Source organism: Micromonospora halotolerans (genome assembly GCF_032108445.1).
GTDB classification, from domain to species: domain Bacteria; phylum Actinomycetota; class Actinomycetes; order Mycobacteriales; family Micromonosporaceae; genus Micromonospora; species Micromonospora halotolerans.
In genome coordinates, this window is the sequence record NZ_CP134876.1 from 2,535,244 (window position 1) to 2,561,766 (window position 26,523).

The 26,523-nt window shown below is 74.1% G+C and carries 31 protein-coding genes; 10 read left to right on the forward strand and 21 right to left on the reverse strand.

The features are described from left to right. The first annotated feature begins 55 nt into the window (after positions 1-55). Positions 56-1,066 (forward strand): DUF4192 domain-containing protein, encoded by a 1,011-nt coding sequence (locus RMN56_RS11995; protein ID WP_313723876.1) that lies wholly within the window; start codon positions 56-58, stop codon positions 1,064-1,066. Between the two features lie 5 nt (positions 1,067-1,071). Here RMN56_RS11995 and fdhD read toward each other — a convergent pair whose 3' ends face one another. Continuing rightward, positions 1,072-1,926 carry a formate dehydrogenase accessory sulfurtransferase FdhD gene (fdhD, locus tag RMN56_RS12000; RefSeq protein WP_313723877.1) on the reverse strand — a complete coding sequence of 285 codons (855 nt, stop codon included), beginning with the start codon at positions 1,924-1,926 and terminating at the stop codon, positions 1,072-1,074. A 66-nt stretch (positions 1,927-1,992) separates the two neighbouring features. Between fdhD and mobA the strand changes: the two genes are divergently transcribed. The 3 genes from mobA to RMN56_RS12015 all read left to right on the forward strand — a co-directional run bounded on the left by mobA (position 1,993) and on the right by RMN56_RS12015 (position 4,035). After that, positions 1,993-2,592, forward strand: coding sequence for a molybdenum cofactor guanylyltransferase (gene mobA, locus RMN56_RS12005; protein ID WP_313723878.1), 600 nt, complete (start codon positions 1,993-1,995; stop codon positions 2,590-2,592). After that, the gene (locus RMN56_RS12010) at positions 2,589-2,846 is read left to right on the forward strand and encodes a DUF6457 domain-containing protein (protein WP_313723879.1); all 258 of its coding nucleotides are present in this window, start codon (positions 2,589-2,591) and stop codon (positions 2,844-2,846) included. Before mobA ends, RMN56_RS12010 begins: the two co-directional genes overlap by 4 nt. Before the next feature lie 88 nt (positions 2,847-2,934). Continuing rightward, on the forward strand, positions 2,935-4,035 hold the full coding sequence (locus RMN56_RS12015) for a T3SS (YopN, CesT) and YbjN peptide-binding chaperone 1 (protein ID WP_313723880.1): 1,101 nt from the start codon (positions 2,935-2,937) through the stop codon (positions 4,033-4,035). Between the two features lie 24 nt (positions 4,036-4,059). On the opposite strand, the gene RMN56_RS12020 is transcribed toward RMN56_RS12015, so the two are convergent. Both RMN56_RS12020 and RMN56_RS12025 read right to left on the reverse strand, forming a co-directional pair. Beyond that, positions 4,060-5,016, reverse strand: a complete 957-nt coding sequence (locus RMN56_RS12020; protein WP_313723881.1) for a zinc-binding dehydrogenase — start codon at positions 5,014-5,016, stop codon at positions 4,060-4,062. Positions 5,017-5,080: 64 nt separating this feature from the next. Further along, on the reverse strand, positions 5,081-5,539 hold the full coding sequence (locus RMN56_RS12025) for an Lrp/AsnC family transcriptional regulator (RefSeq protein WP_262285061.1): 459 nt from the start codon (positions 5,537-5,539) through the stop codon (positions 5,081-5,083). Positions 5,540-5,598: 59 nt separating this feature from the next. Here RMN56_RS12025 and ddaH point away from each other — a divergent pair, with 59 nt between their 5' ends. Continuing rightward, positions 5,599-6,432 carry a dimethylargininase gene (gene ddaH, locus RMN56_RS12030; protein WP_376787295.1) on the forward strand — a complete coding sequence of 278 codons (834 nt, stop codon included), beginning with the start codon at positions 5,599-5,601 and terminating at the stop codon, positions 6,430-6,432. Positions 6,433-6,493: 61 nt separating this feature from the next. On the opposite strand, the gene RMN56_RS12035 is transcribed toward ddaH, so the two are convergent. Beyond that, positions 6,494-7,723, reverse strand: coding sequence for an ABC transporter substrate-binding protein (locus RMN56_RS12035; RefSeq protein ID WP_313723882.1), 1,230 nt, complete (start codon positions 7,721-7,723; stop codon positions 6,494-6,496). Positions 7,724-7,772: 49 nt separating this feature from the next. Further along, on the reverse strand, positions 7,773-8,600 hold the full coding sequence (locus RMN56_RS12040; RefSeq protein WP_313723883.1) for an alpha/beta hydrolase family protein: 828 nt from the start codon (positions 8,598-8,600) through the stop codon (positions 7,773-7,775). An 86-nt stretch (positions 8,601-8,686) separates the two neighbouring features. On the opposite strand from RMN56_RS12040, the gene RMN56_RS12045 reads away from it, so the two are divergent. Beyond that, entirely contained in the window at positions 8,687-9,280 is a 594-nt protein-coding gene (locus tag RMN56_RS12045) for a bacterial proteasome activator family protein (RefSeq protein WP_262285064.1), read from the forward strand. Between the two features lie 12 nt (positions 9,281-9,292). Here RMN56_RS12045 and RMN56_RS12050 read toward each other — a convergent pair whose 3' ends face one another. From RMN56_RS12050 to RMN56_RS12060, 3 genes are all read right to left on the reverse strand, one after another. Beyond that, positions 9,293-10,105, reverse strand: coding sequence for an HAD family hydrolase (locus RMN56_RS12050; RefSeq protein ID WP_313723884.1), 813 nt, complete (start codon positions 10,103-10,105; stop codon positions 9,293-9,295). Continuing rightward, entirely contained in the window at positions 10,105-10,926 is an 822-nt protein-coding gene (locus RMN56_RS12055) for an HAD family hydrolase (RefSeq protein ID WP_313723885.1), read from the reverse strand. The genes RMN56_RS12050 and RMN56_RS12055 overlap by 1 nt, the downstream gene beginning before the upstream one ends. A 223-nt stretch (positions 10,927-11,149) precedes the next feature. Next, positions 11,150-11,893, reverse strand: a complete 744-nt coding sequence (locus RMN56_RS12060) for a hypothetical protein (RefSeq protein ID WP_313723886.1) — start codon at positions 11,891-11,893, stop codon at positions 11,150-11,152. 119 nt (positions 11,894-12,012) lie between these two features. Here RMN56_RS12060 and RMN56_RS12065 point away from each other — a divergent pair, with 119 nt between their 5' ends. From RMN56_RS12065 to RMN56_RS12075, 3 genes are all read left to right on the forward strand, one after another. Continuing rightward, entirely contained in the window at positions 12,013-12,441 is a 429-nt protein-coding gene (locus RMN56_RS12065) for an OsmC family protein (RefSeq protein WP_313723887.1), read from the forward strand. An 86-nt stretch (positions 12,442-12,527) separates the two neighbouring features. Further along, positions 12,528-12,872, forward strand: coding sequence for a metallopeptidase family protein (locus RMN56_RS12070; protein WP_313724722.1), 345 nt, complete (start codon positions 12,528-12,530; stop codon positions 12,870-12,872). A gap of 94 nt (positions 12,873-12,966) precedes the next feature. Continuing rightward, positions 12,967-13,689, forward strand: a complete 723-nt coding sequence (locus RMN56_RS12075; protein ID WP_313723888.1) for an AIM24 family protein — start codon at positions 12,967-12,969, stop codon at positions 13,687-13,689. A 43-nt stretch (positions 13,690-13,732) separates the two neighbouring features. On the opposite strand, the gene pheA is transcribed toward RMN56_RS12075, so the two are convergent. The 5 genes from pheA to RMN56_RS12100 all read right to left on the reverse strand — a co-directional run bounded on the left by pheA (position 13,733) and on the right by RMN56_RS12100 (position 17,191). Beyond that, on the reverse strand, positions 13,733-14,689 hold the full coding sequence (pheA, locus tag RMN56_RS12080) for a prephenate dehydratase (protein WP_313723889.1): 957 nt from the start codon (positions 14,687-14,689) through the stop codon (positions 13,733-13,735). Between the two features lie 10 nt (positions 14,690-14,699). Beyond that, positions 14,700-15,254 (reverse strand): hypothetical protein, encoded by a 555-nt coding sequence (locus RMN56_RS12085; protein WP_313723890.1) that lies wholly within the window; start codon positions 15,252-15,254, stop codon positions 14,700-14,702. Positions 15,255-15,302: 48 nt separating this feature from the next. Further along, positions 15,303-15,692, reverse strand: a complete 390-nt coding sequence (locus RMN56_RS12090; RefSeq protein WP_313723891.1) for an ACT domain-containing protein — start codon at positions 15,690-15,692, stop codon at positions 15,303-15,305. A 75-nt stretch (positions 15,693-15,767) separates the two neighbouring features. Next, positions 15,768-16,223, reverse strand: coding sequence for a PAS domain-containing protein (locus tag RMN56_RS12095; protein ID WP_313723892.1), 456 nt, complete (start codon positions 16,221-16,223; stop codon positions 15,768-15,770). Positions 16,224-16,453: 230 nt separating this feature from the next. After that, positions 16,454-17,191, reverse strand: a complete 738-nt coding sequence (locus RMN56_RS12100; protein ID WP_313723893.1) for a hypothetical protein — start codon at positions 17,189-17,191, stop codon at positions 16,454-16,456. Between the two features lie 163 nt (positions 17,192-17,354). Between RMN56_RS12100 and RMN56_RS12105 the strand changes: the two genes are divergently transcribed. Then, complete coding sequence (locus tag RMN56_RS12105; RefSeq protein ID WP_313723894.1) at positions 17,355-18,575, forward strand: arginine deiminase; 1,221 nt, start codon at positions 17,355-17,357, stop codon at positions 18,573-18,575. Here RMN56_RS12105 and RMN56_RS12110 read toward each other — a convergent pair. The 8 genes from RMN56_RS12110 to RMN56_RS12145 form a co-directional block, all read right to left on the reverse strand. After that, entirely contained in the window at positions 18,562-19,446 is an 885-nt protein-coding gene (locus RMN56_RS12110; protein WP_313723895.1) for a DUF5926 family protein, read from the reverse strand. The genes RMN56_RS12105 and RMN56_RS12110 overlap by 14 nt on opposite strands. Positions 19,447-19,507: 61 nt before the next feature. After that, positions 19,508-19,924 (reverse strand): ATP-binding protein, encoded by a 417-nt coding sequence (locus RMN56_RS12115; RefSeq protein ID WP_313724723.1) that lies wholly within the window; start codon positions 19,922-19,924, stop codon positions 19,508-19,510. Positions 19,925-19,992: 68 nt separating this feature from the next. Beyond that, positions 19,993-21,447 (reverse strand): sensor histidine kinase, encoded by a 1,455-nt coding sequence (locus tag RMN56_RS12120; protein WP_313723896.1) that lies wholly within the window; start codon positions 21,445-21,447, stop codon positions 19,993-19,995. A 76-nt stretch (positions 21,448-21,523) separates the two neighbouring features. Further along, positions 21,524-22,315, reverse strand: coding sequence for a glycerophosphodiester phosphodiesterase (locus tag RMN56_RS12125; protein WP_313723897.1), 792 nt, complete (start codon positions 22,313-22,315; stop codon positions 21,524-21,526). A 12-nt stretch (positions 22,316-22,327) separates the two neighbouring features. Further along, complete coding sequence (locus RMN56_RS12130; protein WP_313723898.1) at positions 22,328-22,663, reverse strand: rhodanese-like domain-containing protein; 336 nt, start codon at positions 22,661-22,663, stop codon at positions 22,328-22,330. 28 nt (positions 22,664-22,691) lie between these two features. Further along, on the reverse strand, positions 22,692-23,609 hold the full coding sequence (locus RMN56_RS12135) for an LCP family protein (RefSeq protein WP_313723899.1): 918 nt from the start codon (positions 23,607-23,609) through the stop codon (positions 22,692-22,694). A 207-nt stretch (positions 23,610-23,816) separates the two neighbouring features. Next, entirely contained in the window at positions 23,817-25,028 is a 1,212-nt protein-coding gene (locus RMN56_RS12140; protein WP_313723900.1) for an LCP family protein, read from the reverse strand. 208 nt (positions 25,029-25,236) lie between these two features. Further along, positions 25,237-26,481 (reverse strand): LCP family protein, encoded by a 1,245-nt coding sequence (locus tag RMN56_RS12145; RefSeq protein WP_313723901.1) that lies wholly within the window; start codon positions 26,479-26,481, stop codon positions 25,237-25,239. Positions 26,482-26,523 lie beyond the last annotated feature (42 nt).

A 26,523-nucleotide genomic window follows, 5' to 3' on the forward strand; every position in this document is an offset into this window, starting at 1 on the left:
GCGTGTCGTCCACAGGGCCTGTCGGGCCGGCACCCGTGCGCCGCACGCTCCCGGCATGAACTCCACGGAGCGTCCCCGCCTCGCCGTCCGCTCGCCCGCCGACCTCGTGGCCGCCGTGCCGTACCTGCTCGGCTTCCATCCCGCCGACAGCGTCGTGGTGGTGGCGGTGCGCGGCCGGCGGGTCGTCTTCGCGGCGCGGGGCGACCTGCCCGAGCCGGGCAGCGACCCGCGTCCGGCCGCGCGGCACCTGGCCGAGGTGGTGGCCCGCCAGGGCGCCGACGCCGCCACCGTGCTCGGCTACGGCCCGGCCGCCCGGGTCACCGGCGCGGTCGACGCGGTCGGCGAGGCTCTGGACCAGGCCGGGCTCGTCGTCCTCGACGCGCTCCGAGTGACCGAGGGGCGCTGGTGGTCCTACCTCTGCGCCGAGCCGGCCTGCTGCCCGCCCGAGGGCACCCCCTACGACCCGGCGGCCAGCCAGATCAGCGCGGCGGCCGTCTTCGCCGGTCAGGTCGCCCTGCCCGACCGTGCCGCGCTGGCCGCGCAGGTGGCCCCGATCGCCGGGCCGGTCCGGGTGGCCATGCGCCGTGCCACCGCCCGGGCCCACGACCGCCTGGCCGGGCTCGCCGGAGACCCTCCCGTCAGGTCCGCGGGGGTGGCGGCGGTGCGCGGCGCGTTCCGGCGGCACCGGCGCGGCGAGCGCCTGGGCGACGACGAGGTGGCCTGGTTGACCGTCCTCCTCACCCACCTCCCGGTCCGCGACCACGCCTGGTCCCGCACCGACGGCCGGAACGCCGACATCGGTCTCTGGACCGACGTGCTGCGCCGGGCCGAGCCGGAGCTGATCGCCGCCCCGGGTTGCCTCCTGGCCTTCGCCGCCTGGCGGGCCGGGCACGGCGCCCTGGCGGCGGTCGCCCTGGAACGGGTGCTCGCCGCACATCCCGGCTACCCGCTCGCCGTGCTCCTCGACGACGCGCTCCGCCGCGGGCTGTCCCCGTCCGAGCTGGACGGCTGGCCGGCGACCGCGGGCACGGTGCTGCGCCGCCGGCGGCGCCGTCCTCACCGGTGACCGGCTCAGCCGGGCACGCGCTGCGCCCCGGTGTAGACGTTCATGGTCCCGCCGCGCAGGAAGCCGACCAGCGTCATCCCGGCCTCCTCGGCCAGGTCGGCGGCGAGCGTGCTGGGCGCGGAGACCGCGGCGAGCAGCGGGACGCCGGCCATCCACGCCTTCTGGGTCAGCTCGAAGCTCGCCCGGCCGGACACCAGCAGCAGATGCCCGGCCAGCGGCAGCCGGCGTTCCCGCACGGCCCAGCCGACCACCTTGTCCACCGCGTTGTGCCGGCCGACGTCCTCGCGCAGCACCACCAGCTCACCGTCGGCGGTGAAGAGGCCGGCCGCGTGCAGGCCGCCGGTGCGGTCGAAGGCGCGCTGGGCGGCGCGCAACCGATCGGGCAGCCCGGCGAGCAGTTCGGCGGTCACCGCCAGCGGATCGTCGCGGACGGCGAACTGCGAGCGGGTCCGGACGGAGTCGATGCTCGCCTTGCCGCAGACCCCGCACGAGCTGGTGGTGTAGAAGTTCCGGGCCGGGTCGGTGACGGGCTCCGGCACTCCGGGGGCCAGCACCACGTCGACCACGTTGTAGGTGTTGGGGGTCTCCGCCCCGGCGCAGAGCTGCGCGGTGCGCACGTCGTCGGTCGACCGGATCAGCCCCTCGGTGAGCAGGAAGCCGATCGCCAGGTCCAGGTCGTCGCCGGGGGTGCGCATGGTCACCGCGAGCGGCTTGCGCCGGCCGGGGCCCGGCGGGCCCACCCGGATCTCCAGCGGCTCCTCCACGGCCAGCGTGTCCGGTCGGCGGATCCGCGCCCGCCCGTCGGCCGCCGCGTCGAGGTCGATCCGGAGCACGCCCCGCCGGTCAGTCGCCCGTCCCATGCCGCCCATCCTGCCCCGCGCCCCGGCCCACCCGCACGGCGACGCCGCCGCGGTTACCGTGGGCCGGTGACGGCGTACGCGGCGGTGGTGCTCTCGGGCGGCGCGGCCCGCCGGATGGGCGGGGTGGACAAGCCGGCCCGGCCGGTCGGCGGCCGGCCCATGCTGCACCGGGTGCTGGCGGCGGTGGCCGACGCGGGCGAGCGGATCGTGGTCGGCCCGGCCGGCCCGGTGCCCGAGGGGGTCCGGGTGACCCGCGAGGAGCCGCCCGGCGGCGGCCCGGTGGCCGGGACCGCGGCGGGGTTGGCCCTGCTCGACCCCGGCACCAGCACCGTCGCCCTGCTCGCGGCCGACCTGCCGCTGCTCACGCCTGCGGCGGTGGCCGAGCTGCGGAGCGCCCTCGACGGCTCGGCCGCCGGGGTGGCCTGCTACGTCGACGACGGGGGCCGCCGGCAGCAGCTCTGCGCGGTGTGGCGGGTGAGCGCGCTCCGCGCCGCGCTGGACCGGCTCGCCGCCCAACGGGGCGGCACGGTCGACGGGGCGCCGGTGCGCGGGCTGCTGGCCGGCACGACGGTGCGGGAGGTGTCCTGGTCCGGGTCCGGGCCGCCGCCGTGGTTCGACTGCGACACTGACGAGGACGTACGCCGGGCCGAGGAGTGGACGAGATGAGCGTGATGGACGACTGGGTCACGGCGGCCTGCGCCGAGCTGGGGCTGGACCCGGCCGAGGTGCCGGTGCCGACCGTGCTCGACCTGGCCAAGGATGTGGCGCACCAGGTGCTGCGGCCGGGAGCGCCGGTGACCGCGTACCTGCTGGGGATGGCCGTGGGGCGCGGCGCGGACCCGGCCGCGGCGGCCGCCCGGCTCGGCGCGCTGGCCGGCACGTGGCCCGTGGAGCTGGACGGGACCGCCCCCGCCGACTAGGGCCTCCCGGCCCGCTGTCCGATGCCGGTCGGGGTGATTGGGCCCCCATCGTCCGTGGGTAGGGTGGCGAGGACGGACGGAGGCGATCATGACGGCAGACCACCCCTCGGCGCCGGCTGGTGAGCCCGCCGGCGCGACGCCGGAGCAGCACGAGTCGATCCTGCTGGACGAGCCGACCACGGCCGACCTGCGGGCCAAGGTGACCGAGGCCTGGCGGGAGTTCGCTCGCGCGCTGGCCGACCGGCTGCGCGGGCTGCCCGCCGGCGCGCACCTGGAGGTCACCCTCGACCCGACCGCCTCCGGCACCGGTGACGCCGTCTACTCGGTGAGCGTGGACGCGGGCGAGGAGGGCCGCCTGTCGGCGCGGGCCGTCGGCAACGCGACCCTGCCGCAGGGCTACCGGCTGGACCGGGCCGCGGTGGCCGACATGATCGCGCTCGGCTGGTCCCCGCCCGGCGTGGTGGCGGGCTCCGGTGAGCAGTTCGGCCTGGACTGCCTCGCCGACGAGGCCACCCGGTTGTCGGCCGTGCTGTCCCGGACCCTTCGCGACGTCTACGGCGCCCCGCACCCCGCCTTCCTGGTCTACCTGGTCCACGACGCCGATGGGGAGCCGCTGCCGGAGGAACCGCTCGGCACCGCGCGCAGCGAGTTCGGCCCGGACCGCGACGTGGAGGCCGACCTCGACGAGGCGCTGGCGGCCGCGGCCGCCGCCCAGGCGGGTGAGAACGACGTGCTGGCCCTGGAGGAGCGGGTCCGCACGGTCGTCTCCACGATGCTGAAGTCCAAGGCCGACCAGGTGCAGGTCGACTCGGACGGCGACATCAACATCCGTGCCGGCTCGGCGATGGTCTTCGTGCGGGTCCGCGACAATCCGCCCCTGGTCGACGTCTTCTCGCCGGTGCTCACCGAGGTCGAGCCGACCGAGCGTCTCTACGTGAAGCTCTCCGAGCTGACCAACCGGATGCCGATCGGCCGGCTCTACTGCGCCGACGACACGGTGTGGGCCTCGATCCCGGTGTTCGGCCGCAACTTCCAGGCCACCCACCTGATGCTCGCCGTGCAGGTGATGACCGGGCTGGCCGACGAGCTGGACGACCGGTTGCACGGGGAGTTCGGCGGCAAGCGCTTCTTCGGCGAGGGGGACAAGCCGGCCCGCAGCCAGGAGCACCGCACCGGCATGTACCTCTGACGGCGGCGGCACGGCGCGGCGGCGTCAGCGGACGTCGAGGAGGGTCTTGCCGACCGTGGCCCGGGACTGGATGGCGGCGTGCGCGTCGGCGGCCCGCTCCAGCGGGAACCGCTGCCCGATCAGTGGCCGGAGCCGGCCGGCGGCCCCCTCGGCGAGCGCCTGTTCGGTGAGGGCGCGCAGCTCCTCGGGGGTGCCGCGGGGGCGGAGCAGGGTCACCCCTCGGGCGGCGGCCTCGGCCTCGGGCACGTCCGCCCAGGCGCCGCCGGCGAGCCCGAAGCTGACCATCCGACCGCCCCGGTCGAGCAGGTCGAAGGCCGACCGGGCGAGCGGCCCGCCCACCCCGTCGAAGACCACGTCCACCCCGCCGACGGCCGCCCGGACCCGGTCGGTCCAGCCCGGCTCCCGGTAGTCGACCACCGGGTCGAGGCCGCGCTCGCGCAGCAGGGCGACCTTGCGGGGGCCGCCGGCCGCGGCGACGACCCGGGTGCCGGCCGCCGTGGCGAGCTGGGTGAGCAGGCCGCCCACGCCGCCGGCCGCCGCCTCGACCAGCACCCGCTCGCCGGGCCGCAGCGCGGCCGCCCGGGCCAGCATGAGCGCGGTCCGGCCGTCCGCGAGCAGCGCCACGGCCGCGTCCAGCGGCAGCCCGTCCGGTACGGGGATCGGCGCGCCCTGGTCCACCGCCACGCGCTCGGCGTACGCGCCGGTGCCGCCGGTGGTGCTGACCACCCGCCGGCCGAGCAGGGCCGGGTCCGCGCCGGGGCCGACCGCGGTGATCGTCCCGCCGACGCCGTTGCCGGGGATCACCGGCAGGGCCGCGGTGACCGGGCCGAACCCGGTCGCCCGGAACATCGTCTCGACGAAGGTGATGTTCGCGTGCGCCACCTCGACGAGCACCTGCCCCGGGCCGGGCTCCGGATCCGGCGCCGGTCCGGGGACCAGCACCTCCGGACCGCCGAACTCCCGTAGCCACACCGCCCGCACGTCGCCTCCCGCTGTCGTTTCCGGAACGTCCCGGTCCAGTTGACGACCTGAAGTGCGGTTCAGGTCAAGGGGAGGAGGGGCCGACGCCGGGGGACTCGACCAGCCGGGAGAGGACGATGGTGCTGCGGGACGAGGTGACGAAGGACTCGGCCCGCAGCCGCTCCAGCGCTTCCTCCAGGTGCGCGATGTCGGCGGCCCGCAGGTGCACGAGGGCGTCCGCCTCACCGGAGACCGTGTACGCGCCGACCACCTCGGGATGCCGCCGGGCGGCGGCGCCGATCTGGGCGGGGGTGGTCCGGCCGGCGCAGAACAGCTCGACGAACGCCTCGGTGGTCCAGCCGACGGCGGCCGGGTCGACGACCGCGGTGAAGCCCCGGATGACCCCCGCCGATCGGAGTCGGTCGACCCGGCGCTTGACGGCGGGGGCGGAGAGTGACACCCGCGTGCCGATGTCCGCGTACGAGGCGCGGGCATCCGCCACGAGCAACGCAATGATTCGCTGGTCGACCGCGTCTATCTGCAACGTTCCGCCTCTGGGAAGCAATGGTTGTGGCTGTTACCAAAGTTGTACCGTACCTACTCTTGGTGACCGTGAACCAGCAGCGAGTCCCGCGAAAGCGGACATATCTCATGTGCTCGCCCGAGCACTTCGCGGTCGAGTACGCGATCAACCCGTGGATGGATGTGACCGCCCCGGTCGACGCCGAGCTGGCGGTCAAGCAGTGGGACCGCCTGCGCGAGACCCTGGTCGGCCTCGGCCACGAGGTGCACCTGCTCACCCCCGGGCGCGGGCTGCCGGACATGGTCTTCGCCGCCAACGGCGCGTTCGTGGTGGACGGCACGGTCTACGGCGCCCAGTTCAAGCACGAGCAGCGGGCCGCCGAGGCCGCCGCGCACCGGGCGTTCTACGAGGAGAACGGCTGGCGGTTCATCGCGCCGAGCGAGACCAACGAGGGTGAGGGTGACTTCGCCTACGTGCCGGAGGCGCACGGCGGGCTGATCCTCGCCGGCCACGGGTTCCGCACCGAGCTGGCCGCGCACGCAGAGGCGCAGGAGGCGCTCAACCGGCCGGTGGTCTCGCTGCGCCTGGTGGACCCGCGCTTCTACCACCTGGATGTGGCGCTCGCCTCGATCGACGACGAGAACATCGTCTACTACCCGGGCGCCTTCTCGGCGGCCAGCCAGAAGGTGCTCACCCAGCTCTTCCCCGACGCGGTGGTCGCGGACGACGAGGACGCCCTGGCCTTCGGCCTCAACCTGGTCAGCGACGGGCTCAACGTCGTGCTGAACAGCGAGGCGACCCGGCTGGCCGGCAAGCTCAAGGCGGCCGGCTACCACCCGGTCCCGGTCGAGCTGGCCGAGCTGAAGAAGGGCGGCGGCAGCGTGAAGTGCTGCATCGCCGAGCTGCGCCACTGACCGCACGGGAACGGGCGGTCTCCCCGAGGGGAGGCCGCCCGTTTCACGTACGCGGGGTGGATCAGCCGAGCGTCGCCAGCTCGTTGATCACGACGTTGGCGAGTATCCGGCCGTCGAGCTGGACCTGGCGCAGGTACCACTTCTGCTGCGGGGTGCGCGACTGGTTGAACTGCCAGGCGCCGCGCGGGCTGTCGATCTGGCCGATCTTGCCGAGCGCCAGGTTGACCTGCTGCGGGGTCGGGTTGTCACCGACCAGCCGGATCGCCTTGTTCAGCACCTGCGCGGCGTCGTACGAGGCCATCGCGTAGGTGGTGGGTGAGACGTTGTAGGTCTTGCGGTACGCCGAGGCGAACACCCGGTTGGCGGTGTTGTTCAGGTCGGCCGAGTAGTTCAGCGCGGTCTCGATGCCGTACTTCTCGATCAGCCCCCGCTCCTCGCCCTTCTCGCCGTCGTCGAGCTGGCCGAGCACGGTGCCCTCGGTGAGGAAGCCGGGCGCGTAGATGGGGCCCTTGTAGCCCTCGGCGTAGAGCTGCTTGACGAACTGCACGGCCTGCGCCCCGGAGTAGTGGCAGAAGACCACGTCGGGCGCGGGGCGCCGGTCCAGGGCCTTGCGGATCGAGCCCGCGTAGGCGCCCTTGCCGGGGTTGGGGTAGTCGGGGGTGAAGATCGGGTCGTCGGTCAGCCGGCGGCCACCCTGCTCGTAGCCGCGCCGGAGGCCGTCGATGACGTCCCGGCTGCTCTGGCCCTGGGTGCCGAAGATGGCGATCTGGCTGGACGCGTCCAGCTTGTCCCGCAGGTACTGCCCGAGCGCCTCGCCCGGCTCGTTCAGCACGTAGGAGGTGCGCCAGATGTAGACGACGCTCTGCAGGCTGATGGGGGAGGCGTTGGAGCCGATCAGCGGCATCCGCGCCTGCTCCACGGCGTCCCGGATGCCGAGCATCACCGCGGAGCTGACCACGCCGGTGAGCGCCAGCACGCCCTCCTTGACCAGCCGGTCGACGGCGGCCTGGCCGGTCTTGGCGGTGTCGCCCTCCTCGGCCGGCACCAGCGTCACGGGGTGGCCGCCGAGTTGCCCCTCGTTGAGGGTGAGGAACGTCTGGAACCCGTTGGTGATCTCGTCCCCGATGACCTTGTTCGGCCCACTGCCCGGGACGATCAGACCGATCTTGATCGGGCTGCCGGGCTTCGCCTCGTCGGCGGTGTCGGTTCCGGAGCCACAGCCCGCCGCCAGCCCGGTGGTACCCAGTGCGGCCAGCAGTTGTAGCGCCCGCCTGCGGTTCATCTGTGACACCGATTTCCTTCCCGATGGAGCGGCCAGGGTGCAACGCCCCCTCGGCGTTCTACCTGCTCGGCGACGCTGCGTCAATGCCCGGAAGATCATCGTGAAGCGACCGCAACGCGTCGACCACCTGCGGCCAGGCCGCCGAGTCCGGTGCGATCAGCCCGAAATGCTCGCAATTGGGCAGCTCAATCAGCGTGGCCGGGCTGCCGGCGGCCCGGGCGGCCGCCACCCAGGACCGGCTGATGGCGATCGGGACCTGCCGGTCGAGGAGGCCGTGCATGACTACTGTCCGTGGTCGTACCGGCACCAATGCCGATGGATCCGCAGCGGCGTACCGGTCCGGGAAATCGGCCGGGCCGCCGCCGAGCAGCGCGGCCACCGCGCCGGAGTCCAGATCCAGCCGGTACGCCTCGGCCAGGTCCGCGACCGGCGCCAGCGCCAGCACACCGCCGACCGTGGCCGGGGCGTGCGCGGCGACGCACAGCGCCAGGTGCCCGCCGGCCGAGTGGCCCACGACGATCGGCGGGGCGGATGCCACCAGGCCGGGCAGCGCGGCCGCGGCCAACCCGGGCAGCGCCGCCACCCCGGCCAGCACGTCGGTGAGCGTGTGCGGCCAGCCCCCGCCCGGCTGGCCGGTACGCCGGTACTCGACCTGGGCGACCGGGTGGCCGAGCGCGGCCAGCGCCGCCGCCATCGGGCCGGTGTGGGTGCGGTCGTACTCGGCCCGCCAGAAACCGCCGTGCACCACGACCACCAGCCGGCGGGGCGGCCCGTCGCCGGCCGGCCGGCGCAGGTCGGCGCACTGGTCCGGGTGGTCGCCGTAGGCGACGGTGGCGTCCGGCGGCGGGGCCGGCCGGGTCAGCACGGCGCGCGGGTCTGCGGGCATGACGGCGACGGTAGCGCGCCCCCGGCCGGGTGGTACCCGGCCCGGCAGCCGGTCCGGGCGCGTGCCCGTGGTGGCGGTGGGTAAAGATGGGTCCCATGACCGAAGCGCGCTTCGCCGGACAGGACGACGAACAGGGCAACGATGGCATCCCCGGCACCGTGGTGGTGGTCGGGCCGGACGGCCGGCCGGTCGGCACGGTGCAGACCGAGGAGGGCCAGGGTGAGGATCCGACCCGCCTGGTCGAGCAGCCCGCCAAGGTGATGCGGATCGGCAGCATGATCAAGCAGCTGCTGGAGGAGGTCAAGGCGGCGCCCCTGGACGACGCCAGCCGGAACCGGATGCGGGAGATCCACGAGCGCTCGATCGTCGAGCTGAAGGAGGGCCTCGCCCCCGAGCTGCGCGAGGAGCTGGAACGGATCTCGCTGCCCTTCACCGAGGACCAGGCGCCCAGCGAGGGCGAGCTGCGGATCGCCCACGCCCAGCTGGTCGGCTGGCTGGAGGGGCTGTTCCACGGCATCCAGGCCGCGCTGGTCGCCCAGCAGATGGCCGCCCGCGTCCAGCTGGAGCAGATGCGCTCCGGCCGGCAGGCGCTGCCCAGCGGCCCGGGCGGCGGAATGGTGCCGGGCATGCCGGGCATGCCGCAGGGCAACGAGGGCCACACCCCCGGCCAGTACCTCTGACCGGCCGGCCGCTCAGGCCACCCCGAAGACCTGTTCGAGGTACGCGGCCACACCGTCCTCCGTGTTCGCACCGGTGACCTCGTCGGCGATCGCCAGAACGGCCGGGTGGGCGTTGGCGACCGCCACCGCCCGCCCGGCCCAGGTCAGCATCGGCACGTCGTTCGGCATGTCGCCGAAGGCCAGCACGTCCCGCTCGTCGATGCCGAGGCGCGCCGCGTACCAGGCCAGGCCGGCCGCCTTGGTCACCCCGGCGGCGGAGATCTCCACCAGCCCGCTGTACGACGAGTGGGTCGCCTCGGCCAGCCCCTGCAGGGCGCCGGCCACCACCCGGACGAACACGTCCGGATCCTGCTCACCGGCCCGGGCCAGCAGCTTCACCGCCGGGGCGGCGTGCAGCTCCTCGGGTGACTCGACGGCCCGGATCGCGTCGGCGTCGGCGTCCCAGCGCAGCGGGTAGTGCGCCTCGTGCCGCATCTGCCGGCTGTCCACGATCTCCACCGCGAAGCTCACGTCGGGCACCTCGGCCCGGAGCCGCCGGGCCACCTCGGCCAGCAGCTCGGGGGCGAGCGGATCGGCGCGGAGCACCTCGTCGGTGACCGGGTCGTACACCACCGCGCCGTTCGCGCAGATCGCCGGCAGCGGCTCGGCGAGCTGGTCGTACACGAGCTGGAGCCAGCGGATGGGGCGGCCGGTGACCAGCACGACCGGCGTGCCCGCCGCGGAGATCCGGGCCAGCACCTCCGCGGTGCGCGGGCTGAGCGTCCGGTCGTCCCGGAGCAGCGTGCCGTCGATGTCCGTCGCGACGAGCCGAGGTGCCTCTCCCATCACCGGGAGAGTAGTCGGTCCAGGTAGACCGCGACGCCGTCGTCGTCGTTGCGCAGGGTGATCTCGTCGGCCGCGGCCCGGACCTCCGGGTGCGCGTTGGCCACCGCCACGCGGCCCCAGCCGGCCCACGCGAACATCGGCAGGTCGTTCGGCTGGTCGCCGAAGACCAGCACCTCGGCCGGGTCGACGCCGAGCCGCTCGGCGACCACGCTGAGCCCGGTGGACTTGTCCACCCCGGGCGGACAGATCTCGACGAAGCCGAGCCCGGCCTGGGTGAGCGTGGCCAGCTGGGCCGGGACGATCCGGCGGGCCGCCGCCAGCAGCTCGTCCACGTGGTGGTCGGCGGTCCGCGCGAACGCCTTGAGCACGTCGCCCGAGAGGCATTCCGCGCGGCTGCGCGCCTCGAACCGGTCCTGGTAGGGCCAGCTCGGGTGGTAGTCGCCCCACAGCGGCGCGTCGGGCTCGTCCGACGCCTCCACCATGACGGTGAGCGGACCGACGGCGGCCTCCAGGTCGGCCAGGATCCGGGCCAGCACGCTGCCCGACAGCCGCTCGTCGCGCAGCACCAGCGGCCCTGCCGGGTCGCTCTGGTCGACCACCCGGCCCCCGCCGGCCATCACGAGGAAGTCGGCGGCACGGATGTCGTTGCGGGTCAGCTCGGTCAGGCGCGGTCCCCGACCGGTGGCGCCGACCACCGGGATCCCCGCGGCCCGCACCCGGTCGAGCACCTCGTGGGTGTACGCCGAGACGGTCTCGTCGCTGCGGACGAGCGTGCCGTCGAGGTCGGTGGCGATCAGCTTGGGCAGGCCCGGGCGGGTCATGGTTCCTCCTTCGCCCGCCGCCGTCGCGTCGGCCGTCCAGGTCCTCGGTGCCGCGGCCACCGGACGGCGGGCAGCAACCGTATCTCGCGGAACGGGTCGCAACCATGGCTTTTCGGCGAATCGGACACCAACCCGCGGCGGCCGTCCGGTGTCCCCCACGGCTCGCCCCGCCAGGGCTCCCGCCGGGCGGTTCGGGTCGGGGAACGGCCTGGTCGCCGCCCCGTCAGCCGGGCGGTTCGGGCCGCGCGAAGGGCGTGGTGGGCTGCACGCTCAGGTCGGCCGGGGCCGGCGGCAGCTCGTCCTCGGTCGCCCGGCGCCGGCCGCGGCCGGACCAGCCGTCCGGCTCCCCGTCGGCCGGCTCACCCCGGCGCTCGTCCACCCGGCCGGCCGGCGCGGCGGCGGCCCGGCCGGACAGGTGCAGCGCGGCGGCCAGCAGCACGGTGGCGAGGAAGGCGGTGACCAGGCCGCGCCCGTGCTCCACCTGCAACCGCTGCTCGATGGGGAAGAAGAAGGCGCGCCGGGCCAGCTCCTCAAGCGAGGCGGCGGTCGCGACCAGCACGGCGAGCAGGGCCGCCGCGAGGCCGAGACCGGCGAGCCGGGCGTGCTGCCGGACCGCCGGCGCGCCGCGCAGCGCCAGCGCCACGGCGACCGCCAGGCCGAGCAGTCCCACCAGGTACGCGACACCGAAGCCGCCCACCTGCGCCGCACCGCTCGGCAGCCGGACCGTGGTGCTCCCGTCCGGGCCCTCGTCGGGCACGGTCATCACCAGCCACTCGCCGATCAGCGACGCGACCGCGGCCACCGCGCCGAGACCGGCGAGCACCGGCGGGAGGCGGTGGTCCCGGCCCAGGCCGGCGAGCGAGCGCCCGACGCGGCCGGGCGAAGCCGGTTCGGCGTCGCCCCACTCCACGACGGTCGTGTCGTCGGACCGGTTGTCCTGCCTGGGGATGGGGGGATCCTGGGACATCGGCCACCTTCCCGTACGCGGGCCTGCCCCGAATCATGACACGGCCGGCGCGTGATGACGGGGACCACAAGGGGCACAGGCCGGTGCGGGGGCGGCCGGTTTCCGTTAGCGTCGGTGCCATGCCTATCCGTACCGCTTCCGCTCGCTGGCAGGGCAACCTCACCGAGGGGTCCGGCACCGTCCACACCGGCAAGGGCGGCCTGACCGGCAACTACTCCTTCAAGTCCCGCTTCGAGGAGGGCGAGGGCACCAACCCCGAGGAGCTGATCGGCGCCGCGCACGCCAGCTGCTTCTCGATGGCCCTCTCCAAGCAGCTCGCCGACGCGGGCGCCACCGACACCTCGGTGGAGACCACCGCCAAGGTGCACTTCGACAAGACCGACGCGGGCATGACCGTGACCCGGATCGACCTGGAGACCGTCGGCCAGGTCCCGGGCCTGGACGAGGCCGAGTTCACCAAGCTGGCCGAGGCGGCCAAGGAGAACTGCCCGATCTCCCGGCTGCTCTCCCCGGGCGCGCAGATCACGCTGAACGCCCGCCTGGGCTGACCGCGCCCGGCACGGCAGGGGTGCCCCGGCGGGCGCCCTTGCCGTGCCGTGCGCCGATCGTGAAGGGGTGGCCGGGCCGCGTGGCGGTGCAGATGAGCCGGGAGCGGTTCGAGGAGCTCGTCGGCGAGGCGCTCGACGAGGTGCCCGAGGAGCTGCTCGGGCTGATGAGCAACGTGGTCATCCTGGTCGAGGACAACCCGCCGCCGGGCGAGGACCTGCTCGGGCTCTACGAGGGGCACGCGCTCACCGAGCGGGGCTGGGACTACGCCGGCGTGCTGCCGGACCGCATCCTCATCTTCCGCAACCCCATCCTGGGGATCTGCGACACCGAGGACGACGTCGTGGAGGAGGTCGCCGTGACGGTGGTGCACGAGATCGCCCACCACTTCGGCATCGACGACGAGCGCCTGCACGCCCTCGGCTGGGGCTGACCGGGCCCGCGGCGCGCCCCGCTCGGCCGATCCCCGCTGTTGCGCGGGTCCCCTAACCTCCGGTGCAGGCACATCCCGATGCAGGAGGAAACCCATGCGCAGCGCGCTGTTCTCCGCGGAGAACCTTGAGAAGGAGTCCCAGCAGCCGGGCATGCGGCTGCAGAACTCCAAGATGCTGAAGATCGAGCTGAACGGCGAGGCCATGGCCCGCGTCGGGTCCATGGTCGCGTACCAGGGTCAGGTGCAGTTCCAGGCGCTCGGCTCCGGCGGCATCGGCAAGTTCATCAAGCAGCGGCTCACCGGTGAGGGCGTGCCGCTGATGAAGCTCTCCGGGCGCGGCGACGTCTTCCTCGCCGAGCTGGCCAAGGACGTGCACATCATCGACCTGGAGCCCGGCGACGCGCTGTCGATCAACGGTTCCAGCGTGCTGGCCTTCGACTCGACGCTCCAGTACGACATCAAGATGGTCGGCGGCGCCGGGATGGCGTCCTCGTCCGGCCTGTTCAACTGCGTCTTCACCGGCCACGGCCGGATCGCGATCACCACGAAGGGCACCCCGGTCGTGCTCAACGTCGACGCCCCGACCTACGTCGACCCGCAGGCCGCGGTCTGCTGGTCGGCCAACCTCCAGACCGGCTACCACCGGGCCGAGCAGCTCGGCCTGGGCACGCTGCTCGGCCGGAGCACCGGCGAGGCGTTCACGATGAGCTTCGCCGGTCAGGGCTTCGTCGTGGTCCAGCCCTCCGAGGAGCCTCCGGTGCAGGGCAGCGGCGCCCAGCAGCAGCAGGGCGGCCTGCTCGGCGGCCTGCTGCAGTGACCGCCCGGTGCGCGGGGCGCCCCCTCCGGGCGCCCCGGCACCGTCAGTTCAGCTCGCCCGCGCGCAGCCGGGACAGCCAGGCCGCCGCGTCCGCGTAGTCGCTGTCGGAGAGGCCGGCCGGCGCGGGGACCGGCCGGTCGCCCGCCGCCGGGTTCCAGCGGTGCCGGGGGTACGACCCCAGGAAGCGCACGTCCGCACAGACCCGCCGCAGCCCCTGCAACGCCTCGCCGAGGCGCACGTCGGCCACGTGGCCGGTGCAATCGAGGAAGAACACGTACCGGCCGAGCGCCTCGCCGGTGGGGCGGGACTCGATCCGGGTGAGGTTCACCCCGCGGGTGGCCAGCTCCGTGAGCACCGACAGCAGCGCGCCGACCCGGTCGTGCGCGATGTAGACCGCCAGCGAGGTCACGTCGTCGCCGGTCGGGGGCGGGGGCGGGCCGGGGCGGGAGACCAGCGCGAACCGGGTCACCGCGTCCGGGTGGTCGGCGATCTTGTCGGCGAGCAGGGCCAGCCGGTGCCGGGTGGCGCCGATCGGGGCGCAGATGGCGGCGTCGTACTCGCCGTTCGCCGCACCCGCCGCGGCGGCGCCGTTGGAGAGCACGTCGACCACCGTGGCGTCGGGCAGGTGGTCGCGCAGCCAGCCCCGGCACTGGGTGGACGCCTGCGGGTGGGCCGCCACGGTGCGCACGTCGGCCAGCGCGATCCCGGAGCGGGCGGCGAGGACGAACTCCACCGGCAGGATCACCTCGCGGGTGATCACCAGGGGTTCCCCCTCGGCCAGCTCGTCCAGGGTCACCCCGACCGCGCCGCCGATCGAGTTCTCCATGGGCACCAGCGCCGCGTCGGCCTCGCCCGCCCGTACGGCGTCGAGCGCCTCGCCCACGCTGCGCGCCGGCGTCCGGCCACCGCGCTCGGCGGCGGGGACGGTGCGCAGCGCCTGCTCGGCGAAGGTGCCCTCGGGACCCAGGTAGACGAAGCGGGTCGGCGGTGTTCCCGGCATGTCGCCCAGACTACGCACCCGGGGTGCCGTCGCAGGCCAGGGTCCGGATGCCGGGCGGGCCGGCGGCGCGTACCTCCACGCCGCACACGTCCGTGCCGGCGGTGACGAGTTCCAGCGTGCTGGGCCGGCCCCTCGTGACCACCTGGAGTTCCTCGTGTCCGCTCACCGCCAGCACGGTGTACTGCCAGCCCTCCGCGCAGAGCGGTCCCGTCCGCACCGTGACCCGGACGTCGCGGGGCAGCACCCGGGCCGAACCGCGCAGCAGGGCGACCACCCGGTCGCCGGACGGGCCGGACCGGCAGGGCGTGGCGGTCGGGTCCGGGGTCGGCGCCGTGCGGGCCGGCCCGGTCGGGGTCACGGGCGCGGTCGGCGTCGCGCTCGCGGTGGGGGTGGCGGAGGCCGTCGGAGCGGTGGTCGCGGAGGCGGCCGGATCAGTCAGCTCGGGCGGCGCGCCGCAGCCGGCGAGGGCGAGCAGGGCGGCCAGCACCACCGGGAGTCGCCGGCGGGCGGGGTGGGGCGGGGTGCAGGGCACGGTGCGATCCTCGGCATCGACGGATGTCGTCATGGCCGGACGGCCGAGCCCATCGTAGGAGGATCACCCGGGCGGGTGAAGTCACGTCTGGACCCGGTGGCCGGCCCGCTCCAGCGCGCCCGTCGCCTCGACCAGCCGCACGGCGGGCACCAGCAGGTGGTCGGTGTCGTACGTGGAGAAGGCCACCACGTTGACCCGGGCCCGGGCGAGCGGGTCGACCAGCGCGGCGAGGGTGCCGGTGACCGCCGCGTCGAGCGGGCCGACCAGCCGCAGGCAGCGCCATTCGGTCTCCACGTCCGCCCCGGCGGGGGCCCGCTCGGCGGGGCAGATCACCGAGACGCCGTCGGCGGTCCAGCTCACCGTCACCACGTCGCGGTCGCCCAGCTCGCCCCAGAGGTGTGGGGTCAGCACGGCGCCGGCCGGCAGGCGGCACACCGCGTACGCGCCCGGCAACAGAGCGACATCGAGCATGAGGGCACCCTACGGCCTCGGTGTGGCTGTGCCCCAGCACCGCCCGGTGCGGCGCTCGCCACACGTCCTCGCAGGTCAGACCGCCGAGAAGAAGGTGAGCGAGCCGGCCACCTGGCCGTCGGTGAGCACCGGTGTGGAGATGGCGTCGACCGTCGTGCCGGCGTCGGAGCCGGGCCCCTGGACCCGGAGCAGCCCCCGGGCCAGCCGGCCGGAGTGCAGCGCCAGCAGTGGCGGGATCTTGTCGGTCTCCTGCTCGGTCAGCTCGCTCGGGCTGGCGGTGAAGTCGACCAGGCGCAGGCCGCCCTCCAGCAGCGGCCGGCCGATCACGTCCTCCGGGGCGCCGAGGCAGAGCAGGTCGCAGCCGGACGAGGAGATCGCCACCACGGTGGTGTCGGCGTCGATCAGCAGGCACGGCTCGGCGGCGTGGGAGACCATGCCGGACCACCGCCCGACGTTGTCGGACTCCTGCTCGGTCGGTGTCCCCGCCGGGGGCACGAACACTTCCGAGAGCGAGAGTTCGACGTGGGCCACCGCGCCTCCTATGTACACCGACGGTCTGTCCACGCTAGCCGGTCGTCACGACGACCGCCCGCCCCGTGCGGCGTCTCCGGTGGCCGGAGCCGCGCGGGGGTCCGGGGGCTCGGCGGGGACCGGGGGACAGGTGTCGGTGCGACGGTGCCCGGTGTCGGGCGGCCGGCGACGGCGCGGGCCGACGGGACCACCGGGGCGGACCCGTGGACCGCGTGGCGTCGCCGCAGACGTTACCGGCGGGCGGCCCGCTTGTCAGCGGCCGTTCGGCCCTCGTCGTACCACCGGTAGTCGGCCGCTGGACGGTACGTGCCGTTGAGCCACGTCGACGGGGCCTGGGCGACCCGGGAGAGCTTCTCGGCGGTGGCCGGGCTGATCCGGTTGCCACCGGCCACGAGCAGGCGGTCCAGCTCCCGGTGGGTGGCCATGAGGCAGTCCTTGGGCAGGCCGTAGACGCTGATGACCCCGGAGCCGACGAAGGTCAGCACCGGGGTCACCGGGATCGGCAGGCCGACGGCGTCGGAGAGGGCCTTGCTGGCCCGCTTGGCGTCGCGGCGCGCCTCGGCCACATAGGGCGGACGCTTGCCGTTGATCTGCACGACGTCGCCGGCGACGAGCACCCGGGCCCGGCCGTGGTCGGCGACGGTGACCGCGAAGAGCCCGCTGGGCCCGATGGCGAGGAACCCGGCCCGCTCGTCCCGGGTGCGGTCGAGCAGGATGTCCGCGGCGTCGGTGCGGGGCCACTCGATGACGTGCCAGGCGGGGCCGAGGTGGTCGAGTTGACCGAGGGCCCGGGCCCCGGCCGCCTCCAACCGGCGGGCTCCCCGCTCGGCCCGCCGGCGGCGGGCCCACTCCAGCGGAGTCGGTCGGGCCGGTTCGAGCACCGAGGTGGTCTCGACCCGGGGGTGCGGCACCGAGACGGGCGGCAGTGCCCGGCTCGGTACGGCTCGGCGAGCGGGAAAGACAGTCATCGCGACCTCCGGCAAAAGGTCTCTCGAAGTTATGTCTCCACTACCCTACGTTGCGCACCCCGGTGCTCGGCAAGTTGGAGCGCCGGAATGAGTGCGGATGAATGCCATATTCATTCACACTTCTTTTCTCGGATGGTGCGGAAGCCTGTCCTAGGCTGCGAAGGTGACCCACTACGTGGACAGCGAGGTCGGTCGCCTCGGCACGGTGCTGCTGCACCGCCCGGGGCCGGAACTCGCCCGCCTCACCCCACGCAACAACGACTCCTTGCTCTTCGACGCTATCCCATGGGTGGGCCGGGCGCAGGAGGAGCACGACGCCTTCGCGGCCGCCCTGCGGTCCCGCGGGGTCGAGGTGCTCTACCTGGCCACCCTGCTGGCCGAGACCCTCGCCGTGCCGGACGCGCGGGCCGAGCTGACCGAGCTGGTGCTCCGCTCACCCCGGCTGGGCGACACCCTGCGCCGCCGGGTGGCCGACCACCTGGCGTACCTCGATCCGGCCGCGCTGGCCGACGTGTTCATCGCCGGGCTCGCCCACGAGGAGCTGCGGATCGGCCCGGACCGTCCCGGCGGTCTGGTCTGGACGCTGATGGACCGGCACGACTTCATCGTCGACCCGCTGCCCAACCTGCTCTTCACCCGCGACTCGTCGCTCTGGATCGGGGACCGGGTCGGGGTGACCAGCCTGGCCATGCCGGCCCGCCGGCGGGAGACCACGCTGACCAACGCGATCTACCGCTACCACCCGCGGTTCGTCGGCACCGAGTTCGTCTACCACCCGGAGCTGGAGCACCTGGAGGGCGGCGACGTGCTGCTGCTCGCGCCGGGGGTGCTCGCCGTGGGCGTGGGCGAGCGGACCACGCCGGCCGGGGCGGAGCGGCTGGGCCGGCAGGTCTTCGCCGCCGGGCTGGCGCACACCATCCTGGTGGTGCCGATCGCCCAGGAGCGGGCCACCATGCACCTCGACACGGTCTGCACGATGGTCGACGTCGACGCCGTGCTGATGTACCCGAACATCGCCAGCGAGCTCTCCGCGTACACGGTCATCGCCGGCGCGGACGGCGAGGACCCGCGGGTCGACGGCCCGGCGCCGTTCCTGCGGGCCGCCGCCGACGCCATGGACCTCGACCAGCTCCGGGTGATCGACACCGGGCTGGACCCGGTCACCGCGGAACGGGAGCAGTGGGACGACGGCAACAACACCCTCGCGCTCGCCCCCCGGCTCTGCGTGGGCTACGAGCGGAACGTGGAGACCAACGCCCAGCTCGAACGGGCCGGCATCGAGGTGATCGCCATCGCCGGGTCCGAGCTGGGCTCCGGGCGGGGCGGCCCCCGCTGCATGTCCTGCCCGCTGGTCCGCGAGCCACTGAGCCTCAGCGCAGGGTGAGCTGGCGGCCGAGCAGGCCCTGGCGGGCCCGGCGTCCGGCCGCGTCCAGCGGCTCCCGCTCCTCCAGCGCCTCGGCGTACCGCTTGGCGAACCCGGTCACCGGCTCCTCCCAGTCGGTGGCCGGGACGTCCTCGGGCAGGTCCCAGACCGGCACGAGGCGGCCGTGTGCCCGGAACATGCCGGCGAAGCGGGTGTCGTCGCCGAGGGTCAGCGTGCCGGCCACGCTCAGCCGGGACAGGGCGTCCAGCGCCACGTCCTCGTCGTCCGGCAGCACCCAGCGCACGTGCGCCTTCTCCGGCACCTGGCACCAGTACGCGGCCCGCGCCGCGGCCAGCTTCACGGTCGGGTAGATCGCCGCGTTGGCCCGCTCCAGGGACGCCTGCACGTTCGGGTCGTCGGCGGCGCCCGGGTCGAGCCAGAACTCGAAGCCGTCGTGCATGCTGATCTCCAGCGGCCCGTCCACCAGGATGTCCTGGAGGCGGGGGCCCGGCCCGGGCAGCGGCGGCACGCTCACCTGACCGCCCGGCTCGGTCCGCAGCGCGCAGAGCAGCGCGTCGGCCAGGTCCCGTGAGACGTCGCCGGACTGCTGGTGGCGCTGGAGGCCGATGAAGACCCGCCCGTCCGGCTTGGTCATCGCCGGGGCGGCCATCGGCAGCACGGTGGCCAGGGTGACCGGCCGGTCGCCGTACTCCTCGACCAGCTCGGGGGTCAGCCGCAGCGGAGCCGAGGCGGCCGGGACCAGCTCGCGCAGGGCGATCCACTCCGGCTCGTCGACCAGGCCCTCGAACGGTCGGGGCACGAAGACGTCGCGCACCTTCTCCCGCTTCGGGGTGGCTTCGGCGGCCCGCTGGCTCTTTCGACGCTTGCTCACGGCGAGACAGCCTAGATGCCGGAGCGGACGGCCGTGGGCCGGACCCGCCTGCCCGGTCGCCTCAACCGGCCACGACCAGGTCCGGCCGGGTCGAGCCGGTCGGGTCGAACTCGGCCCACACGCTCTGCCCGAGGCCGTCCCGCTCGACGCCCCAGCGGCTGGCCAGCCCGGAGACGATGTGCAGGCCGCGCCCGTCGACGGCGTCCGGGGTCGCGATCCGCATGAGCGGGCCTGAGGCGGAGCCGCCGTCGGTCACCCGGAGCTGGACGGTCTGCCCGCCGGCCGCCGACCGCAGCCGCCAGGCCACCCGGACCACGCCCCCGGGCAGCGGGTCGGCGTGCCGCACGGCGTTGCCGACCAGCTCGGCGAGGACGGCCACCAGGTCGGCCAGCAGGGTCGGGGGTACGACGTCGGCCAGCTCGTCGGCGAGCCGGTGCCGGGCCAGGCGCGCGCCGGTGGCGTGGTGGGGCACCACCACGCACCATGATCGTTCGGCCGAACCCGTCCCCACCGTCGTTCCTTCCCCACCCCTGCGCGGGCCGGGGTTCACCCCCGCGGCAGCCGCACCTCTGCGACGGTACCCCCACCGGCTCTCGGTCGTAGGGATACCCATCCATTCTGCTGTTCAACGATCTGCCGGACGAGATAGAGCCCCAGTCCGGCCCCCGGGTAGCGGCGCCGGTCGCCGGACTCCCCCTGCCAGAACCGGTCGAACGCCCGCTCCACGTGCTCCGGCCGGATGCCGATGCCCCGGTCGGCGACCCGGAAGGAGACGGTGCGTTCGTTCGCCTCGGCGCAGACCTCGATGGGGGTGTCCGGCAGCGAGTACTTGCCGGCGTTGGTGCTCAGCTCGGTGAGCACGGTGGTCAGGCTGTGCCGGTCGCCGAGGGCCTTGGGCAGGTCGGCCGGCAGGTCGAGGACCACCCGGTGCCGGACGTCCGCCGGCAGGTCGGGCACCGCCGCGCGCAGCGCGTCGGCCAGGTCGAACGGGGCGGCCGGCTCGCCGCCGGGGCGGTTCTCGGTGGCGGCGGTGAGCAGCCGGTCGACCAGCCGGGCCAGCTCGTTGGCGCGCTGCCCGATGATCCGGGCGGCCTGCCGCCGGTCGTCGTCGCTGAGCGACTCCCAGTGGTCGGTGAGGGTGTCCGCGTACCCCTTGATCACGGTGACCGGAGTGCGCAGCTCGTGGCTGGTCACCGCGACGAAGAGGTCCCGGTCGTTGTCGCGCCGCTGCTGGTCGGTGATGTCGCGGAAGGTGACCACCCGCAGCGTGCCCGGCCCGGGCAGCTCGCCGGACGTGATCCGCAGCCAGCGGCCGTCCGGCAGCCGGTGGTCGAGGACCTGCCCGGACGGGGGGAGGGGGAACGGCAGCGGCTGGTTGAGCGCGTCACCGGCCGGCCGTCCGGTCACCTGGGCGGCGGCCGGGTTCCAGAGCCGTACGTGGTGCTCGCGGTCCACCACCGCCAGGCCGTCGGCGAGCGCCGCCACCACCGGGCCGTCGCCGTGCACGGGCAGGCCGGTCTGGTCGCCGTACATGTGGGCGATGCAGGCGGCCACGTAGCCGACCACGGCGCGCTGGGCGGCGTCCAGCGACCCGCCGTCCGGGTAGAGGGCGTGCAGGCTGCCCACGGTCAGCCCGCCGATCTCGGCGCGCGCCAGGATCATCCGGCGCAGCCCGCGCGCGGCGACCTCGTCGGCGAGCGCGCCGGGGATCGCGTCGACCCGGACCTCGCGCACCGGCGGGCCGGAGAGCAGGCAGACGGTGGCCGGGTCGGTGGCCGGCAGCGGGCGGCCGGTGACGAACTCGGCGCTGCCGGTCGCCGCGATCACCCGGCCGCCGGTGGGGGCGAACTCCACGAACACCAGGCCGGCCGCGCCGATGGCGGGCTCCACCTCGCCGAGCAGCCGGGTGAGCACGGCCAGGCCGGACTCCCCCGAATTGATCATCTTGATCACGCTGGTGTGGCCGGCGATGAGGGCGGTGAAGTCAATTCGCTCCGGCATGTCCCGAGTGTGCCCCGCCGCCCGGTGCGGGGACACCCCCGGCCGGGCGACCGCCCACCGGTCGGACCGGCCGGCCTCACCGGCCCAACCGGGCCAACGTCCGGGCCGGGCGGTCGGTGATCACCCCGTCGACACCGGCGGCCAGCACCAGCTCCAGGTCCTCCGGCTCGTTCACCGTCCAGACGTAGACCTGGTTGCCGGCGGCGCGCAGCGCGGGGACGAGCTGGGGGCGGGCCCGCACCAGGCCGATCCCCGGCCCGGCGATCCGGGTGCCGAACGGCAGCCGGCCCAGCCGCAGCCAGCGCGGCAGGACCTCCAGCAGCAGCACCGTGGGCAGCGCGGGCGCGAGGTCGCGGATCCGGCGTACGGCGAGCGGGGAGAAGGACATCACGGTGACCGTGACCGGGTCGTCCGGACCGGGCTCGGCCAGCCCGTAGCGGCGCAGGACGGTGACCAGGCGGCGCTCGACGTCCCGGCCGTAGCGGGACGGGTGCTTGGTCTCGATCAGCAGCCGGACCGGCCGGCCGGCGGCCAGCACCGCGTCGAGCAACCGCTCCAGCGTGAGCAGCCGGGTGTGTGTCTCGTCGAGCTGTTCGTCCCCGTCTGCCGGCACCCCGCCGGGGTGCCAGGAGCCGAAGTCGAGCGCTTCCAGCTCGGCGAGTGTCCGCGCGCTGACCAGCCCGTGACCGTTGCTGGTCCGGTCCAGCCGCCGGTCGTGGACGCAGACCAGGTGCCCGTCCCGGGTGAGCCGGACGTCGCATTCCAGCCCGTCGGCGCCCTCGTCGAGGGCGCGCAGGTAGGCGGCGAGGGTGTGCTCCGGCAGGTCGTACGACGCGCCGCGGTGTGCGAAGACCAGGGGGACGGTCATGGCGGCGTCGCCTCAGGCGACCCGGCCCGGTTGCCCGTCGTCGGTGACCACGGGGCGGCCCGCGGCGGCCCAGTCGCCCATCCCGCCCTCGACGTTGCGCACCTGGTCCCAGCCGTTGCGCATGAGGTAGGCGACCACCTGCGCGGACCGCCCGCCGGAGCGGCAGATCACGGCCACCTCGCGGTCGTCCGGCACTTCGGCGATCCGGGCGGGCAGCTCGGTCATCGGCAGGTGGTGGGCGGCCGGCGCGTGGCCGGCGGCCCACTCGTCGTCCTCCCGGACGTCGAGCAGGTAGACGTCGTCGGGCACGGCCGACGCGGGCACGGTGGGAACCTGTGGTCCGAACACGGCTACCAAGCCTAGACGGCCCGTCCGGTCAGAGGCGGTTGACCCAGCGGGGATTGGCGGCGGCCCACTCCGGCATCCGGGTGCCGCGCAGCGCGTCGAAGAGCCCGCCGCCGCCGTTGGCCAGCACCACGTAGGAGACCTGGTCGATGGTCTGCGGGTAGGAGGGCACCTGGACGCCGTGCAGGGCGTCCGCGGGCAGCCCGCGGAGCGCGAGGAGCAGGTCCTCCAGGGGTACGCCGTTGCTGTCCAGGGTCAGCGCCCCGCCGACCGCCCGGAGCACCCGGTCCAGCTTCACCGGGTCGCTGCGCAGGTGGGTCTCGCCGGCCCGGTCCAGCACCGCCCGGAGCATCTGCTGCTGGTGCCGCTGCCGGTCGTAGTCGCCGCCGGGCAGGTCGTAGCGCTGCCGCACGTAGTCCAGCGTCCGGGCGCCGTCCATCTGCTGGCAGCCGGTGTCGAACTGGGTCTTCGTGTGGATCGACCGGACCGGGGTGTCGACGCACATCCGGATGCCGCCGAGCAGGTCGATGACCTGCTTGAAGCCGGAGAAGTCGATCAGGGCGGCGCCGTCGAAGCGGATCCCGGTGAGCCGGGCGATGGTGGCGCTGAGCAGCCGGGCCCCGGCCTCGCCACCGCCGCCGTGCTCGTACGCCGCGTTGACCTTGTCCTGGCCGCCGCCGAAGCCGGGCGCCGCCGGGATGGCGACCAGCAGGTCGCGCGGGACGGAGATCAGGTACGCCTGCCGGAGCCCGGCCGGCACGTGCACGATCAGGATGCTGTCGGAGCGCTGGTCCTCGGGGTTGGCGCCCGGCCGGTGGTCGGACCCGATCAGCAGGTAGTTGAGCGGGCCGGAGAGGTCGGTACGGGACTGCCGGGCCGCCGCGTCGAGCAGCTGCTGCTTGGTGACGGTGCGGTCGTACCGGTTGGTGAGCCAGTGCAGCCCCGCCACGCCGAGGGTGGCGAGCAGGAGCAGGGCGAGACCGGCGCCGAGCAGGAACCGGGGCCAGCGGGCGGGTCGACCCCGCCCGCGTGCGTTCCGTGCTGGCCTGGACGTGACAGTCCCCCCGTAGCCGCGACATGAGACCCGCTCACGTCAGGCTACGGGGGGAAGGTCCGGGCGGTGCCGCTTTCGCGCGGCTACCGGCCGGTCACCAGGTCATTTGCGGGTGGACAGGACGGACGGGTTCGACACCACGAAGTCCGCGAGCTTGTCGTTCTTCACCGCCGTGAACATGTCCATGGTCGTCTCGTTGAACTTCTCCCGGCCGTTGCCGGCGGTGCTGTAGGTGCCGCCGTTGGTCCGGAGAGTGACCAGGTCGTTCCCGTTGACGCCCTTGAGGGTGTAGATGAAGTTGGCGATCGGCACGCCGTTGGTGTCCAGGATGAAGGCCTTGCCGGCCGCCTTGATCAGCGCGTTCAGCTTGAGCGGGTTGGTCAGCATGCCCTTGTCGGTGGCCTTCTTCGCCATCGCCTTGATCAGCTGCTGCTGGTTCTGCTGCCGGTCGTAGTCGCTGTTCGGCAGGCCGTAGCGCTGGCGGGAGTAGTCGAGGGCCTCCCAGCCCTCCATCTCCTTGCAGCCCTTCTTGTGCACCACCGGCTTGTAGGGCTTGCCGGTCTTCCTCGCGTCGGCGTTCCACATCGGTTTGCCGTCGACCATCGACATGTGGTGCGACGGGACCTCGTGGCTCACGCAGATCCGGACGGTGCCGAGCGCGTCGATGATCTTCTTGAAGCCACCGAAGTTGATGATCGCCGCGCCGTCGAAGCTGATCCCGGTCATCTGCTTGATGGTCTTGGCCATCAACTGGGCGCCACCCTCCCAGCCGCCACCGTTCTGCGCGCCGTGGAAGAACGCCGCATTGATCTTGTCGGTGCCGCCCTTGTAGCCGCTCTTGGCGAAGGCCGGGATGTTGGCCTCGGTGTCCCGGGGGATCGAGATCAGGTAGGCCTGGTCGTGGGTGGCCGGGATGTGCAGGACGATGATGGTGTCCGACCGGACGTTGTCGTCGGCCCAGCGCTCCCGGGCGTCGACGCCGAGCAGCAGCATGTCGATGGGGCCTTCGAGGCTGTTGCCGCCCTCGGCGTCGGTCTTGCCCGCCTCACCGAGCAGGTTGCCCTGGTCGATGCTGCTGGTCGCCTGGCCGATCACCGCCTTGCTGCCGACGATCGCGACGCCGCTGGTCATCATCAGCACGGCACCGAAGATCACCGTCAGCTTGGCCCAGAACGGGTCCTTGCGCTTGGTGCGCTTCTTTCCACCGCCGGGCCCGCGACCGCCATGGCCGGGCTGCGTGGGGATGATCGGGGGAACCCGCCCGGGCGAACCGGGCTCCAGTGACTGAGGGCGACGGCTGGTCTGGACCGGCATGCGTGCTCCAGCTCGGTGATCGGGGGCGGGACCACTGTACGTATCTGTTCCCGTTCTCGCGACCTCATGCGAGGGCTATTCCCGTCAATCTCGGCCAATGGCTCGGGGTTGTGACCGAACGGCCAATTGAAAAGATCCGGTCGGCGGTTGGCCCACCGTGGGAAGAGCCTTGACCGCCGACCGGATGCGTTGCCTCGCGGGGGCGGCGTCAGCCGCCGCTCCCGTCACTGTCGGTCTTCTGGTTGGCCTTCACCCAGTCGGCCATCGTGTCCGCCGCGATGGCCTTGTACATCGCCAGCGCCTTCTCCCGGTCGGAGACCACCACCGACTGGCCGTCGACGGTCTGGCCGCCCAGGTTCGGGCTGGTGAGGAAGGTCAGGTTCTCCCCCCGCAGGTTCCGGAACTGCAGCGCCATGTCGGTCAACGAGAATCCCTGGTCGACCGTGACGGCGGCGGTGACCGCCTTGAGGAAGTCGTTGAGCTTCTTCGGGTTGGTCAATGTCCCCGTGCTGGCCGCCTTGTCCATCAGCGCCTTGAGGAACTCCTGCTGGTGACGCATCCGGGCGAAGTCGCCGTCGGGGAACTGCTTGCGCTGCCGGACCCAGTCCAGCGCCTCGGCGCCGTTCATGTGGTTCACACCCTTGGTGAACGTCCGGTACGGCTTGTGGATCGAGGTGATGGTGCGTTCCACCTTGAGGTCCACCCCGCCGAGGGCGTCGGTGACCTCCTTGAAGCCGCCGAAGTCGATCGCCATGACGTGGTCGATGCGGACGTCGCTGAAGCACTCCACCGTCTTCACGGCGAGCGGGAGGCCGCCGAACGCGAACGCCGCGTTGATCTTGTTGCGCGAGCCCGAGTCGCAGGACGCGCCGGGGTTCTCCGGGATCGGCACGTAGAGGTCACGCGGGATCGAGACGAGGTAGGCCTGCTTGTGGTCGGCCGGGATGTGCATGACGATCAGCGTGTCCGCCCGCCACTTGCCGGCGGCGTCCACCTCGGCGTCCGGGTCCCGCGAGTCGCTGCCGACCAGCAGGATGTTCAACGCGCCGTCGACCTGCTTGGCCGGCCGGCCCCCGGTGATCTGTGAGAAGGGGTCCGTCCGGGCCAGGTCGCCGTTGAGGTTGCGGGCGTAGAGCCAGGCGCCCGCGCCACCGAGCAGCGCCAGCACCAGCACCGCGACGCCGGCCACCAGGCCGATGCGCCCCCACCGCGGCCGCGGGCCGCGCCGGCCGGGACCGCCGGCGCCGCCGCCCGACCCGCCCGGGCCGGTCGGTCCGCCCGGACCCCCGGGGCCGCCGGGGCGCGGCTCGTCGTCGGGCGAGGGGTACCAGCGGGCGTCGGTCGCGCGGGCGCGCCCGGTGGTGCCCCGGCCGGAGCCGGGGACCTGGGCGCGGCCCGCGCTCCGACTCAGACGTGCGGGGAGCGGGACGCCGGCAGACGAGGTCGCTGACATGTAACCGAGGGTAGGTCGGCCGAGCCAGCCATGCCCTGAGGC